10 protein-coding genes are annotated in these 15,950 nt (G+C 55.4%); 1 reads left to right on the top strand and 9 read right to left on the bottom strand.

From position 1 onward, the window contains the following. Positions 1 to 78: 78 nt before the first annotated feature. The 6 genes from AC0YNU_RS14165 to AC0YNU_RS14140 all read right to left on the bottom strand — a co-directional run bounded on the left by AC0YNU_RS14165 (position 79) and on the right by AC0YNU_RS14140 (position 8,640). Positions 79 to 1,005 (bottom strand): carbohydrate ABC transporter permease, encoded by a 927-nt coding sequence (locus AC0YNU_RS14165; protein ID WP_475757487.1) that lies wholly within the window; start codon positions 1,003 to 1,005, stop codon positions 79 to 81. Positions 1,006 to 1,021: 16 nt separating this feature from the next. Next, complete coding sequence (locus AC0YNU_RS14160) at positions 1,022 to 1,996, bottom strand: ABC transporter permease (protein WP_475757485.1); 975 nt, start codon at positions 1,994 to 1,996, stop codon at positions 1,022 to 1,024. Positions 1,997 to 2,106: 110 nt separating this feature from the next. Next, a complete protein-coding gene (locus tag AC0YNU_RS14155) occupies positions 2,107 to 3,852 on the bottom strand; it encodes an ABC transporter substrate-binding protein (protein WP_475757483.1) in 1,746 nt (581 codons plus the stop codon). 157 nt (positions 3,853 to 4,009) lie between these two features. Beyond that, positions 4,010 to 5,782, bottom strand: coding sequence for a sensor histidine kinase (locus AC0YNU_RS14150; RefSeq protein ID WP_475757481.1), 1,773 nt, complete (start codon positions 5,780 to 5,782; stop codon positions 4,010 to 4,012). Between the two features lie 15 nt (positions 5,783 to 5,797). Beyond that, on the bottom strand, positions 5,798 to 7,411 hold the full coding sequence (locus AC0YNU_RS14145) for a response regulator transcription factor (protein WP_475757479.1): 1,614 nt from the start codon (positions 7,409 to 7,411) through the stop codon (positions 5,798 to 5,800). Between the two features lie 68 nt (positions 7,412 to 7,479). Further along, entirely contained in the window at positions 7,480 to 8,640 is a 1,161-nt protein-coding gene (locus AC0YNU_RS14140; protein WP_475757477.1) for a family 8 glycosyl hydrolase, read from the bottom strand. 375 nt (positions 8,641 to 9,015) lie between these two features. On the opposite strand from AC0YNU_RS14140, the gene AC0YNU_RS14135 reads away from it, so the two are divergent. Beyond that, a complete protein-coding gene (locus AC0YNU_RS14135; RefSeq protein ID WP_475757475.1) occupies positions 9,016 to 10,005 on the top strand; it encodes a glycoside hydrolase family 43 protein in 990 nt (329 codons plus the stop codon). A 167-nt stretch (positions 10,006 to 10,172) separates the two neighbouring features. Here the strand turns inward: AC0YNU_RS14135 and AC0YNU_RS14130 are convergent, their stop codons facing one another. The 3 genes from AC0YNU_RS14130 to AC0YNU_RS14120 form a co-directional block, all read right to left on the bottom strand. Next, a complete protein-coding gene (locus AC0YNU_RS14130; protein WP_475757472.1) occupies positions 10,173 to 11,126 on the bottom strand; it encodes a zinc-dependent alcohol dehydrogenase in 954 nt (317 codons plus the stop codon). Between the two features lie 77 nt (positions 11,127 to 11,203). Continuing rightward, positions 11,204 to 13,321 (bottom strand): hypothetical protein, encoded by a 2,118-nt coding sequence (locus tag AC0YNU_RS14125; protein ID WP_475757470.1) that lies wholly within the window; start codon positions 13,319 to 13,321, stop codon positions 11,204 to 11,206. A gap of 45 nt (positions 13,322 to 13,366) precedes the next feature. Continuing rightward, positions 13,367 to 15,811 carry a glucosidase family protein gene (locus AC0YNU_RS14120; RefSeq protein WP_475757468.1) on the bottom strand — a complete coding sequence of 815 codons (2,445 nt, stop codon included), beginning with the start codon at positions 15,809 to 15,811 and terminating at the stop codon, positions 13,367 to 13,369. Positions 15,812 to 15,950 lie beyond the last annotated feature (139 nt).

The raw sequence follows: 15,950 nt of genomic DNA, 5'->3' as shown, positions 1-15,950 counted from the left end.
CTCTTTCACTCTTCCACTCTTCCACTCTCTCACTCTCTCACTCTTTCACTCTTTCACTCTTTCTCACACCTACCATGCTCAGCCTTTGACCCCGCCGACCGTCATCCCCTTGACGAAATACTTCTGCAGGAACGGATAGACGATGATCATCGGCAGGCTGGCCACGATCGTCATCGTCGCGCGGATCGAGGTCGGCGTCACGAAGTTCGCGTTGGCGTTGGCGCTGTTCGCGAAAGCGGACGAAGCGGACATCGACGAGTTCGAATTGGAATTGGCAAGCAGCTTCATCAGCTCGTACTGCAGCGTGCTCAGGTTGATATTTTGCGAGTTATAGAGGAAGACATCGAACCAGGAGTTCCATTGATACACGCCGGTAAACAGCGCGACCGTGGCGAGCGCGGGCATGGCGAGCGGCAGCACGATCTGCATGAAGATCCGGAATTCCCCCGCGCCGTCGATCCGCGCGGATTCGAGTATGCCTTCCGGCAAGCCTTCGATAAACGAGCGAATGACGATCATATTGAATACGCCGACAATGCCCGGTATCACGTACACCCAGAAGCTGCCGATTAGATGCAGGTCGCGGACCAGCAAGTAATTCGGGATGAGGCCTCCGTTCAAATACATGGTCAGCACGAACATGATCGTCACGAATTTGCGAAGCACGAATTCAGGCCGGCTGATCGTATAAGCGACCATCGCCGAGCTGAGCACGGTGACGACCGTGCCGATAATCGTCCGCAGCACGGAGATCATCGTAGCATGGTAAATCGTCGCTTCTTTGAACACATATTCATAGTTGCCGAAGCTGAATACTCTCGGCCACAGGTAGATGCCCCCGCGGATGGAATCGTTGGCGTCGTTGATCGAGACGGCCAAGGTGTTCACGAACGGATACAGCGTGACGACGGTCAACGCGATCAGGAGCACGATATTGACGGTATCAAAAATGATGTCGCCCGGCGAACGGAAACGTTTGTGCATTTTAGTGGCTGGTGCCGCCATCGATGATCATCCCTTTCTAGAACAGCCGTTCCTGGCCCATGCGTTTCGCCAGGTGGTTCGCGGAGAACAACAGAATGAAGCTGACGACGGTTTTGAATATGCCGGCCGCGGTGGCCAGCGAGAAGTTGCCCATCGAGATCCCGTACTTCAGCACGAAGATCTCCAAATTCTCCGAGAAGTCCGCGTTCATGCCGTTGCCCATCAAGTATTGCGGCTCGAAGCCGGTTTCCAGGATACTGCCCAAGTTCATGATCAACAGAATGACGACAACGGGCTTCAAACCGGGGAGCGTAATCCGCAGAATCCGCTGGAACCGTCCCGCTCCGTCGATCTCGGCCGCTTCGTACTGCGCCGGATCGATCATCGTCATCGCTGCCAGATATACGATCGTATTCCAACCGACATCCTTCCACACTTCGGAAATGCCGAGGATTCCCCAAAAGTAATGCCCGACCCCAAGCCACATGATCGGCTTGTCGACCAGGTGAAGCTTCATCAGCACTTCGTTCACGATGCCGCCCGGGTCAATGGACAGCGCAGTCGAAATAATGTTCGCCGCTACGACCCAAGAGATAAAATGCGGCAGGTAGCTGATCGTCTGCACGAATCGTTTGAACATCGCCATGCGCAATTCGTTCAGCAGAATGGCGAGCACGATGGAGGTTGCGAATCCAAGCACGAGCTTGATGACGGCCATGGCCAACGTATTACGCAAAACCCGTAGAAACGAATCGTCGGAGAACAAAAACCGAAACTGCGATAAACCCACCCATTCTTGTTCAAACATGCCGAGGTTCGGCCGGTAATGTTGAAAGGCGATGGTCCATCCCCACAAGGGAACGTATTTGAAGACGAAAATCCAAAGCACGAACGGCATGGACATCAGTACAAGCGATTTCTGCTTCAATAGAAGCTTGAAAAAGAGCCTGACTCCCGTCGGCCGCGGCAATACGCGCGATTCTGCGGATGTTGTAGCTGTTTGGCTGCGCACGGCTCCCTCTCCTTCCCTGTCGCGGATCCGCGCCCTGCGGCCGCTTACGCTGACTGCCGATTATACCAGGCCTGCTGCCGCAGGCCTGGACCGGCTATTCAACAGCTAGCTTACTTACCGCCAGTTACGACGGCGATCTTATCCGCGATCAGTTTATCCATCGTGCCTTCGAAGCCTTTCACGTCGAGCTTATCGAACTCCGCCACATATTGGTTCCAGATGCCGTCGAACTGATCCGGCTTCGCCAGTACGAGCTTAGGGAAATATTTCAGCTTCACGTCCTTCGACTTCTGCTGGAAGATCTGCGCCGGCGAGCCCTGTTCGATCGTGATGCTCCATGCCGGGTACCATGGACGGACATCCGGCTCGGCAAACTGCTCGGAGAACGTTTTGACGCCGTATTTCTCGAGGATCGTCTTGTCGCCGTCGGTGAAGGAAGCTTGCGCGACTTCCGGTTGGCGGCCTGCATTGAACGAGTTGCCGTCCGAGAGCGTCGAGCCTTGGCCGTACATCGGCCAGCTGTATTCGAAGTAGGCGAGGCCGATCTTTTGATTCGTCGCATTGTCTTTCAGCTTGTCGATCTCCTCCGGCGTTCGATAGAAGCGGCCTTTGTCGTCGACTTCGTACGTCTCGCCCTTGATGCCCCATTGCGTCATGATCTGGTTCTCTTCCTTCAGCATGTTGTCGAAGTACTTAATGATGCGGATCGGATCCTTGGCGCTAGTCGTAATGCCGATGCCCCGGTTGTTCACGAAGGAGGCGGGGTCGAGATATTGATCCTTCGTATTCTCGTCGAACACGATCGGCATCGGCAAGTAATCGATATCGTCGTTGCCGGTTTTCTTGATGTTTTGAAGCGCTTGGTTGACCTGCCAGCCGTAATCGAAGAAGCCGAGTACGCTGCCGGTGGAGACTTTGGCCAAATATTGATCGTAGTTGTTGACGAAGGAGGACTGGTCGTACAAGCCTTCATTGTTGACTTCGTTCAGCTTCTGGAGCCATCTCTTCGTCGTATCGTCGTCGGCGTAGACGTTGGACTTGTGCGTCGACATGTCCACGATGACATCGCCGTCGTTCGGATAGCCCGCGAGATGCATCGGCGGATTGAAGATGCCCATCGTGCGCCAATCGTAGATCAGGGAGGTAAAGCCGGTCAGTTTCTCCGCCTTGTGCGCGTCATTATACGTCTTGATCAGATCGAAGTACTGATCCAGCGTCTTGATTTTCGGATAACCGGCTTCCTTCAGAACGCGGCGTTGAATGAAGAACGCGCCTTGGTCGATCGTCGGGCTTGAGATGTAATCGCCGACGACCGGGCTGAACGGCAGGAAGTAGATGTTGCCGTCGGCCGCTTTCATCTGATTGTAATAAGGCTCGTAGACCTTCTTCAGGTTCGGCGCGTATTGGTCGATCAGCTCGTTCAGAGGAATAAAAGCTTTGGCATCCAGCACTTTGTCGATCGCCGTATCAGGCGCAAGCACGTCCGGATAATCGCCGCTCGCGATCATCGTTCCGATCTTCGTGTTGACGTCGCCGACGGGGAATTGCAGCGTGAAGTTGACGCCTGTCTGCTCCTCGAGCTTCTTGCCGATTTCCGTCTTGTTGGAATCGATATCCGGCACCTGCGAGCCTGCATTGAAATAGGTGAACGTGACCGGTTTCAAGTCCTCCTTGGACGTATTCTCGTCCGCCGTGCCCGCAGTCCCGGCATTGCCGTTCGCGGCGGCAGCGCCGTTATCCTTCCCCGTATTACTTGTACCGGCATCACCGGAGTTGTTGTTATTGTTTCCGCATCCAGCAAGCGCTGCCGTTATGGCAACGGTAAGACCAAGCAGTGCCAATTTCTTCTGAGCCATCGTAGCGAATCCCCTCTCGCATATCAATATCGCTGTAGCTGCCGGAAAGCGCTTGAAATGTAAGCCCTTTCTGTAAGCTCTTTCAGTATAGAACCCGCCGCGAAAGTTGAGTACCGCACAAACTTTAGACGCTCCTTTGAAAACCATAGATCCTGACTCACGGACCCGGGTTCTCGTCAATCGCGGAAGCGATGGCGATTCGCACGACGGTCCCGAGGCCGCTGATGCTTTCGAGCCGGAAGAAAAGCCGTTCCTGATAGTGCATCTTCAGCCGATAATACGAATTGCGGATGCCGACATGATCGCCCATCGACTCTTCTTCCCGTTCCAGCTGCCGATAGATCTCCGCGATCCTTGCCTCGGATATCCCGATGCCGTTGTCTCTTACCGTGGCCTCCAGCGTTCCCCCGTTCAGATGGATAATCAGCTCGATCAGCCCTTTGCCCTTCAACTGCTCGATGCCGTGAATGCTCGCATTCTCCACGAACGGCAGCAGGGCCATCTTCGGAATCAGGCAATCATAGGCCGATTCGTCGACGTCGATCCGGTACTCCAGCTTGTCCCCGAACCGGTATTTCTGAATCTCCAGGAAACAAAGGATCAATTCGAGCTCCTCGCGCACCGTCACCCAGTCCCGTTCCCAGGACAGCGATTTGCGGAAGATCTTCGCCATATGCTGAATGATCTTGGCCGTCTCCGTCTCCTGCTTGATCAAGCTGCGCATTCGGATCGTCTCCAGCGCGTTGAACAGGAAGTGCGGATTGATTTGGCTTTGCAGCGCGTGCAGCTGCGCCTGCTTGCGCTTGATGTCCAGATCCTTGCGGGTAATGTCCGCCACGTAGACGTCGTCGATCAAGCTCTTGATCTGCAGCGTCATCCGGTTGAACTCATTCGTTAATTGGCCGACCTCGTCCCGGTATTGCCGGTGGTCGATCGTCTCGAACTGATGGCTGCGGACTTTCTTCATATGCCTCAGAATCCGCTTGATCCGCACGTTAAGCGAGCTGGTAAACCAGACGACGATCAGCGATGGGAAGACGATATTGGGAATGGCGAGATAAAGGACGAAATTGCGCGAACGATAGACATCCTCTAACACGCCTTTCTCGGGAAAGAGGCCGACGATATGCCAATTGCGCAAATAATTGACGTTATCGAACGTTTCGGTAAAGGCGAGCGCGTCCGGCGGCTGGTCGATGGACGCGAAGGGGAGACTGGCATCCTGCCAATTCAGGCCTGCATCCGTCGCATAATCGATTTCCCCCCGCCGATTGACCAGGTACAAATCGCCTTGCAGCACCGTTTTGCGGAACAAATTCGCGATGGTATCGAGGTTGATGTCGATTTTCAATATTTTGGTCATCGTATTCTGGTATTTGAAGTAATCCAGTCTGCGAATGATCGAATAGATTGCCGTCGGTCCTTTATTGGTTTGAATCGTATTGCGGATCAGCATGGGCGATTGATTCTTCTCGGCCGTAAACGCTTGGAACCATGGTTCCGTACGCACGTCTGCCGAAATGGGCAAAACTCCGCCTCCACCGACGATTGATGCGTTGTCCGTATAAATGGCTATGCCTTGAATCGCTTTGTAGATCGGAGAATAGCGGTACAGCGTAGGGCTCACATTCTTGTAATAGCTCTCGACGTATGACGAGGCATCGGGATAATCGGTCTCCAGCGCGTCGTTTAACAGATTATCCGTATACAGCACGGAAGAGATGCCGATCGCGACGTCGATCTGCGCCAGGAAATCGCCCCTCACCTGCTCCATCGCCTTGGACATGTCGTTCATCTTCTGCTGCTTGACATGGTGCGTCGTTACTTGGTAGAAAATCAGATTGGTCAGCACGATCGGCACGAATACGGACAGCACGTATACGATGATCATTTTGCCGCGCAGCCGCACATGGTTTAAGCTAAGTCGCATTGGAAGCCCCCGTCGTTACTTGGCAAGAAGCTCGTTCCGATACGCGGTCGGAGTCCGGCCTTCCACCTTTTCGAATTTGCAGACAAAGTAGTCGGGATTATCGAAGCCGACGGTCCGCGCGATTTCGTACACTCTCATCTCCGTCTGGCGAAGCATCCGCTTCGCATGGTGGATGCGAAGCTGAAGCAGAAAATCGTTGAAATAGAGGCCGTATGTCTTCTTGAACAACTGGCCCAGATAAACAGGATTCATATAGAACCGGGAGGCCATGTGCTTCAGGCTGATATCCTCGTTGTAATGCTGCTCGACGTATTGTTTGATCTTCACGATATCGCCCTTGGCATTGTTCTTGCGCAAGCTCGCGGCCAAACATGCGCTCTCCGTAATGAAGCTCTGAAAATAAGCTTTGAGGCCATCCAGCGTCAAAGGATGCTTGCGCCATTGAAGGATAGCTTCGAGCGAGGCCAATTCGCTCTCGTCTCCGTTCATCGAACGGATCGAGCCGATGACGCCGAAGACCACGCGGCCGATCGCGTTTTGCACCGCTTCCGGCGCATAGCGCTTCGCTTGGAACTGCTCGAACAGCCAGTCTACGGTTGCCATCATTTCGTCCTTGCGGCCTTCCTCCATCTGCTCCAGGAGCTTGGCGTAATCCGCCGGCTCGAAGTCTTCGTAGCGAAGCTCGACGCCGCGCATCTCCTCGTACGACAGCGCTTGGCGCCCGGGAAACGCGTATTTGTAGTCCATTGCCGCGCAAGCGGTGCGATACGCCTCGCGAGCAAGGTCCAGCTTCGCGACCTCGTCGCCGGCATACACGATAACCGGCTCCGCAAGCCGGTCCCGCAGCCTGCGCGCTAGCCGCTCGGCCGAATCCTTCATGACGGTCGGACCGGACGCTCCGGCACGTATCAGCAGACCGAACACCCTCGGCTTATGATCAAAACTCTGAATGGGATGCACGGCCAGCCCCTGATCCGCTGCCGTACGCGCAATCATAAGATGGAGCTCCTTGTCGGAGGATTCTATGGATTGTCGGTTTGCGGGCCGAGTCGCTAGATTATTCCCGAGCACGTCCGCGATCTCGGGAATAGAATTGATTTCGACAAGCAGGCAGTAATAGCGGCCAACTCGATCCCAGCCCAGCGCCTTCTCGAGAGCAGCGATTTCGGTTTCATCCGCTTTGCCCGAGAGCAGACGTTCCGTCGCTTGACGCAGGGGATATGCAGGTTGCTCCTCCTTCATTTGCTTATCGCTATCGATTTGCTTCGACAGGTTGATAAGCGAATGCGTGAGCTCCTCCTCATCGATCGGCTTCAGAATAAAATCCATGACGTTGAATTTGATCGCCTGCTGAGCATATTTAAAATCGCCGTAACCGCTGATGATAATAAACCTCGTGTCCGTATTGCCGGATTCCCTGACGGCCCGGATCAGCTCCAATCCATCGAGCACCGGCATCCGAATATCGGTAATGACAAGCTCCGGCTTGACGTCCTTAATAATCCGCAGCGCTTCTTCCCCGTTATCCGCTTCATGGCCGACTTGGAAGCCGAGCCCTTCCCAATCGATTAAGCTCCGCAGCCCTTGTCTGGCGAAGATTTCATCGTCTACCAATAAGATCTTGTGCATGGGAATCCCCTCTTCCAATAGACATGCCCCTCCCCGCATCGTTCGATGGGAAGAAGGGCTGCTCAAGATTAAGCTATAGACCGGCCGGCCGGCATCCAGATCCGAAAACGTCCGCTAAGCGCCAGCATCGCGAAGAAATAGAGGCAATTATCATAATAGCGGCGGTCTCCGTCCCGAACGGGCGTGTCCCACAGCAGGCGGACGCTTGCTTCCGCATGCCGTCCCTCGGAAGCAAGCGATGCCATCGCATTCGTAGCCAGCAGTCCGACGGGATGCAGCGCCTTCTCTTCGAAAGGCTCGCCATCGATGGTATAGCGGCGATAGTCGCCTGCCGGGATCTCCGCGAAGAACGACTGGATGCGATCGGCTTCCTCCCGCTGCCACCCGTCGGCCGCGAACCATTCGTAATCCAAGCCGACGTTCGCCGCCACGCGGTACGAATCGCTGAAAAACTTGCCGTAGCCCCGATCGTCATTCGGCGTGCCGTCGTAATGGGCATATTCGGGCGCAAGACCCGTTACGGGATGGCACGAAAGATGCAGATAAGCCCGGCTGGCCGCCGCGGCTTCCCGCCAGAAATCGCGGTCCTCCGGATACGCCCACAGCGCGAACAGCTCGTAGAAATGCGGCACATGATACGACGGATCGGTGTATTCGCAGCTCGGAACGAACTTGATCAGCTTGTTATCCGGATTCCACATCGGATGACCGACGCCGTCCTCCCCCTTGTGAATGCAGACGCGCAGCAGCTCCCTTGCCTGCCGGCCGTAGTCGAACGGACCAGGCCCGTCTCCCCAGCGATGCGAAGCGAACAGCAGCGCCATCGCGAAGAACTCTTCGCCGTCGGGCGCCGGCCCGTTCGAGCGCTTCGTGCCGTCCGGGCCGCAGGACCAGGCAAAGTAGCCGGCATTTTCTCCTTCGGTCAGGAGCATGTGCGTAAACGTCCATTTCCAGATTCGGTCGAACACGTCCTTGCGGTCCATCTGCACCGCCATCATCATTCCGTAAGACATGCCTTCCGTACGGACGTCGAGGTTGCCCGTGTCGAGCAGATAGCCCATCTCTTCGCCGGCTTCATGATAGATCCGCGTGTCTTCCGACGGTCCGAACAGCTTCGACCACGTATCCTCGACGCGATCGGAGATTTCATCCTCCGAATAGCCGAGTTCGCGGAAAACGTTCCTGTAGGTTCCCGTATAATATGCGCCTTGACGCGCGTTTTCGTTCATGTTGACGTCCCCTCCCGATTCATGCCGCCCGTATCTGTAACCGCTTGCAAGTATAGTTGCTAGGAGAATTCCAAACCAGGGTCTAATTATAGCCTGAAATCCCGATCGGTTGAAACCTATAAAGTTTACATATTCCTTTGAAAATTATAGCTCTTACGCTCAAATGAAGAGACCGTTCTGGTTAACCTCGTCATATCGGCAGTCCAACGGCCGCAAATCTAAAAAAATTGCAGGACGTTCTATACTTCGTAGGGTTATGCCAACGGGGGCGCTGCATGTATGCTGAACATGGACGTTAGCGACTGCATCGTCTCTCGGCCTCTCGGTTTCCAGCCGCGAGAGTGTTCCATTTCACTATCGAAGGAGTGTACGCGCATGTCCCATTCCATGAAACCCGCGGCGCCTAACGCGCCGATCGTTACGCACATCTATACGGCAGATCCTTCTGCGCACGTATTCGAAGGGAAACTGTATATCTATCCTTCGCATGATATCGACCATGACGGTCCAACCAACGATAACGGCGACCAGTACGCGATGGAAGACTACCATGTCTTGTCCTTGGACGACGTGAATTCGCCATGCGCCGATCACGGAGAAGCGCTTCATATTCGGAATGTTCCTTGGGCGTCGAAGCAAATGTGGGCCCCTGACGCAGCATTCAAGAACGACACGTACTATTTGTATTTTCCGGCCAGGGACAAGGATGGCATCTTCCGAATCGGGGTGGCATCCGGCACGAATCCTGCCGGTCCGTTCCGGGCCGAAGAGAGTTATATCCCTGGCAGCTTCAGCATCGATCCAGCGGTATTCGTCGACGATGACGGCCGGGCGTATATGGTTTTCGGAGGCTTGTGGGGCGGACAATTGGAGAAGTGGCAGACCGGCGTCTTCAAGCCGGACGGCGAAGGCCCGGCGGCATCGGCCCCTGCGCTCGGACCGCAAGTCGCGGAATTGAACGAAGACATGTTGACGTTCCGATCGGCGCCGAAGGAGATTGCGATCGTGGACGAGAACGGGCAGCCGCTCCTTGCCGGAGACGAGGAACGAAGATATTTCGAAGGCCCTTGGCTGCATAAGCATAACGATATGTATTATCTGTCTTACTCTACGGGCACCACGCACAAGATTGTCTATGCGTTGAGCGCCGATCCGCAAGGACCGTTCGTGTTCAAGGGAACGATCCTGACGCCCGTCCTCGGATGGACCACGCATCATTCCATCGTGCAATTCCAGGACAAGTGGTACCTGTTCTACCATGACGCTTCTTTGTCCGGCGGCGTCGACCATAAACGCAGCGTGAAATTCACGGAGCTTCATTATCTTGAATACGGCACGATTCAAACGATCGCATACGCGGAATAGGGAACCGACGCGCCCCCGTCGTGACCGATTACGCGGACAAAGAAACCGCCTGCCGGCGATGATCGCCGGCAGGCGGTTTTGCTGTTTGTTAACAGAAAACAGCCATAAGAAAACGTTCAAAGGAGAACGGTCCGAGTGGTCTGAACGGTCTGAGCATAACAATCAGATCAGAACAGAACGACGCCCTTCAAATAATCGGCCGGTTTATTCTCCAGCGTCTCGAAGGCCGTTTGAATATTGTCGAGCGAGAAGGTATGGCTGTACAAATCCTCCATTCTGAACACCCCTCCGTTCAGCAATTGCACCGCCCGCCGCAAATCATCCACGCCGTCAAGCGAGTACCCGGGATGCGCGGCAATGATCTCGATCCCTTTCTTCAGAATCTGCTCCGCATTGACGGACTTGCTCTCCTCTTCGTAGGAACTCATCAACACCAGTCTGCCTCGGCCTCTGCGCAAATAGCTGACCGCCGTATTGATCAGGTTCGGATTCCCCGTGCCCTCGATCACGAAATCGGCCAGACGGCCGCCGGTGATTTGGAAGATTCGCTCCAAGGCTTCCTCCGACTTGGGATTGATCGTATGCGTCGCACCATACTTCTTCGCCAATTCCAGCTTGCGGTCGTCGACGTCGATCGCGATGAGCCCGGCCAGCAAATTTCCCGACAGCGCTTGTATGCACCACAATCCCATCGGTCCGTTGCCGAGCACGACGCCGAAATCCCCAGCTTCGGGACGGCTGGCTCGCAGCACGGTAACGACGCATTTCAACGGTTCGCCCAATCCGTGCCGAGGATCGATGTGAGGGGCGAGTTTAAAGCAAGTCCTTGCTTCAAGAACCGTATATTCGGAAAAGCCCGTCAGTCCGTAAGGCAAGGCGGTTACGACGTCTCCGACGGCGAAATCTTTCACCCGCTCTCCTACCTCGACGATCGTTCCCGCCATCTCATGACCGAGCGATTGGGGATACTCGCCCATGCGTCCTTTCCAATGATTCTGCTCCCAGTTGCACAAGCCGCATACGGCGACTCGAATCATCACATCATCCGGCCCCGGATGAATGTCGACTTCCCGCAGCTCGAATGTCCGCGGTTCCGTGAGAAATGCCCGTTTCGTTTTCACTAGATACCCTCCTAGAATCGATATGACTAGCAATTAAGCAGAGCCTATTAATAACGTTTAGTCCACAGCAGAAGCAGCTATCTAATCGTCGCGTAATCCATCTTGCGGCCGTTCACTTCGATCGTGGCATGCGCTTCGCTGATGATTTCAATTACGACGTCGCCTTGCAGACGAATGCCGACCAGCACGCCGTCGCGAATCGCGATCGTATTCCCCTTGAAGGCAAACCTGGCGTTTATTCGCGAATCCCATCGTCCTGTCAGTGATAGAACGGCGATATCGCCGTCATAGGACACTTTGCTAATGACAGCATCCGGAAGATCCAACTCGCGAATGGGCTCCAAGGAAGCTAATATGGGTTCAAAATAAGGCGTGAGCGCAATTTCGAACGCGTAATAGTCCACGTTCCCCTTGCTGACGCCGAAGATATCGCCGTCATGAAGCAGCTTGGCCTCGCTGCCTTGCGGCGTGATCGGGAATGCTTTCATCTCGATTTTGGATGCGGAGAACCACATATCCCATTCCGCATATTCATACTCGCCCGCATAGGCTTTACCCGAGAATATAGGACCGGTCTGAGCGCCTGTCAGCTGCAAGAACTCGCCGCGAATATCGCGTCCTTCCGTCGTGCACTGCGCCGGCGGACCGATGAAGATCAATCTTCTGCCGGCTGCGGCGTAAGCGCGTATCGATTGCCATGTTGACTCCGGCATCATGGCTGGCCATAGCACGATGAGCGCGTCATATCGCTCCAACTCCCCTTCGGTTGTCGGGATCAGATCGATTTCGTAGTGGCGCTGCAGCATTTTGTCGAGTACGGCCTTCAAGCTGAGCCGGTGATAGTGCATATCGTCGTTATTGAAGAAAGCAACCGACTCCCACACATACATCATCGCAAGCTTCGGCCTGCTGACCGCTTTGCCGATGAACGTCTGGAAAGCCTTCTGACGATCCAAGCAAACCTTCGTATCCTCCCAAGTCACGTGATCCGGGTAACCGGGACCGAAAGGACCGACGTAGCCGTAAGCATGGCCGACCCACCGCACGTTGCGGACGGCGAGCAGCCGCTGGTAATAATCGAGCTTCTCGCGTGTCGTATTCCGGTCCCAGCACATGTTGTACGCCAGCCCGCTGGACGAATATTTGGCCAGCGATTCCGACAGCATGGTCATCGAAACCATCGTCCGCTCCGCGTCGAACTGCGCGTCCACGAAGCCGCCGCTCAAGTTGTCCGTCAGCCTGAAATAGTCGATATTGCCCGCCCACAGGTCACCCGAATTGCCCTCTCCCCACCAGGTGCTGTGGAAGCCGCCGAACAGCTCGGTGCCGAACCGTTCGGTGTAGCGTTCCTTCACGTATTTCTGCAGGCCGTAAGTGAGATCGAGCGTCAGCTGGTAATAATCGTATCGCACCTTGCCCGCGCAGCCGCCCTCTGCCTCGTTCTTCATCAAATACAGATGATCCGCGAAATCATAGCCGTATTTGTCCTGAAACGCTTGAAGGAAATGTTCGCCGACGCAGTACACATCCTCGCTGGACCTGCTGCCCGCGCCGAATTCATCGATCGCGTAGCCGTCCAGCGGCAAGCCGGCGTACTGCTCCAAGAAGGAATCTACCGATCGATGCATGCCGCCGAAAGCGAAATCGATATAGTCCGTGTCGTACTTCGCGTACACGAGAATTTCCCCGTCCTGCTCGCAGGTGCCCGACAGCGTCGTCTCGATATTCATGTCGATGGCATACGTGATCCGGTCCGTAATGTCGACCGCCTGGACGATCCTCCCCTCCTCGCGAACGATGCGGAACGCCTTTGTTATTCCTCTCGCTCTCGGATCGGTATGGACAAAGCCGACATTGTTCACGCGTCTGATCGCAATGGAAAACCTGTTATCGATCACCCGGCCCGAATGCTCGACCGCCCAGGTCTGACGCGCTTCCGGGTAATCCTTGACGATATTCGGTCCCAGCATCGGCATGATCATCAGAAATTGCATGCCAAGCTTCTGCGTTTCCTCCGATACAACCTTCGCCGCCGCTTTGCCCTGCGGGTCGTACTCATCGTAGATGCTGTTGCGAAACTCCACGCAAACGGTATCGAAGCCTTGCCGGCGAATATCGGCAACAGCCTCGCGAATGCGGGCATGGTCGAGCGTCATGCTCGTATCGAGCAGCAGCATGATCGGTGCCGAGAACATGGGTCTTCCCCTCTCTTCTTTCATCTCCGCGCACATTGGAAGCGACTATTGAATCTCGAGCTCCACCGCTTGCCCCGCACGCAAATCCACTTGTACCGTTGCCTTGCCCGCCTCGGCATCGTAGTGCACTTCGGCAGGCTGTCCGCCCAGCAGAACAATCGGCTTCCGCTGCGCGTTCAGCTTCAATCTGCTCGTGCCCGCTCCCTGCATGCATGCGCGAATAACCCCATCGTCGTACGCGTAATTCGTCAGATCGATGCCGTAAGCTTTCTCGATGCTCACTGGATAAGGATTCGATCGCACCCGGTGCACGATGATCGTAACGGCTTCGTCCGGCTGTTCGCCGGCTGCGTCTGCCGGAAGCTTATGGGTCGCTTGAATCGTCCGGCCGTCCACTTCAATCGCTTGAATGCAGGGACCCGAGCCCAGCATGACGATATCGAAGCGTCGGTCCAGGTAATGCAACCCCCGCAGCGTCATTTCCTCGCCGTCATAGGGATGGAACGTCAGTCCGCCAGCTTCCATGGAGACGCCTACTACGCCATGAATGGCCGCCTGGTACCAGCCCCGCATCGAATAGGCATGCCACGTTCCCTGCTCCGTATTCCAGCGGTCGAGCTCCGGCTCGTCCGTATCGACATAACACGAGATGCCCTCCGGACACGTCAGCTTCCCGGTCCAATAGCTCACCCAGCCGATCCACTGCTCGATCAGATCTTTCCTGTCCGCGCCGTTGATCAGCTGCATGTAATACTCGCCCGTGACCGGCCACCAGCAGTGCAGCTGGTTGGCATCCATGTCGAAGGCATCGGACCAGACCGGAACTTCCCGCAGGCCTGCTTTGCAGACGATATTCCGCTCGAAGAATTCCAAGGCTCCCGCTTTCACCGGATCCATAAGATCGCTCAAATAATGGCTTTCCCATTTGACCGCGTTGGCATTGAAGGAATTCCGCTTCCGCAGCGTCTTGGAATCGACCGAGCTGACGACGAATTGCTTCTCGGCATCATAGAATAACGGCAGAAAATGGTGCTCGATGCCTCCGAAGACCGCCCGAGCCCGCTCGCTCGTCTCGCGATCGCCGACAAGCTCCGCCAAATATTCCATCGATCGGGCGGCGCAGTAGAAGATCGTATTGTTCAGGCTGCTGATGTCGCTGGTTCCCGTTTCATGCATGAACGACGGGAAATCCGGGAACAACGAAGCCCCTTCGCAAAATCCGGTGCCCTGCACCTCCCGGGTCAGGATCAGATTGAAAATTCTTTTCGCGAATGCATACCGGTCCAGCACTTCCTGCTTGCTGCCCGTAGCCGCATAATACTGCTGCAGCAGCGAGATATACATGCTCTGCGCAGGCAGGGCGCTCACGCTGTTCAAGGACATGTCGTGACGGTAGCTGTGGGCGATGCCCCAGTCCGCATCTGCCGTCTCCTCGTAGAAGCGAAGCATATCGCCGATAAACGACTGATCGCCCCAGTAGAGCGTGGCGTAATTGCTCGTGATGCCGTCCCAGCCCCATACCCAATATTGTTTGTTTTTGGCCTTGATGGCGCCCGGAACGTCCGTCACCTTGCAGGATTCGTGATACATCGGAATTAAACTCACGAAATCGTTCAGCGACGAATAAGGGCTCTCCAGGACTGGCGTGCTCTCGCGGACGCGCTCATACCGGGCGAACTGCTTGGCGACGGCTTCCTCCATGCCGGCCGTGAGGCGGCTTATCTTGTCCGACAGCTCCTCCTTGGCCGGATGCATGGCGATGATGAAGCTGTACGTCCGATTCGGCTCCAGATGCGCCGCGCTGGATAACATGTATTTGGCATTGAGCGGGCGCTCCGCGAAACGCAAAGGGAAATTCGCGCCTATGCCGATATGAAGCGGAACCGGATCGTCGCCACGTGACTGGCTTACATCCGGGTTGTTGATGTTAACGTCATCGGGGTGGCCCGCTTCCCGCTCCGTAGGCGTCTCCACGAAGGAGCCTTGAAGCAGCCCGGCTGCCGCGTCATATTGCCATGCCGACCAGCTGCGGCTCGTACTGCCCGCGCTGAAACGGAAATCCTGCGAATCCGCCGGAATCAAGGCAAAATCCTTGTAGAACTCCAGCTTGTACGTGAATCCAGCGGGCAGCTCTGCCGGCGTAATCACCTGCAGCACGATCGATTCTTCGACCGCCAGCAGCCGGTGACGGAGCATCGCTCCGTTAACGACGCATTCAGACGCTATGCCGAAAGGCCATAATGCGGAATTCGCATACGAGAGTCTATGCGTCACGCCCTCCAGCTCGACATAATGTTTAAACCCATCCCAGAGCCGCTGCAGGAATATCGTGTTGCAGCCCCGAATGGCCAGCGGATTATGATAGTTCACCTGCGTAATCGCGTGCTCGTTGATTTGAAAATTCAACCGGCTGTCCGAGAACCATCTCGGCGATTCCGGAATTCCTTTCCCGCATTCCACCACGCCTCTGTTTACTCGATACGTCGTCATCTTAGCGCTCCTTTGTGGTTCGAACCCTTTTCAGAATCCAATTTTCTTGATCCAGCGTGAAGGCTCGCCGGATCCGTGCCGCCTTCTCCATTCTATATGCAAGCGGTATCATGGAAATAGTGAATATCCGGCTGACTTA

This window comes from Paenibacillus sp. J31P316 (assembly GCF_056269105.1).
The sequence above is the reverse complement of the archived record's forward strand: the minus strand, read 5'-3'. Positions and strand labels throughout refer to the sequence as shown.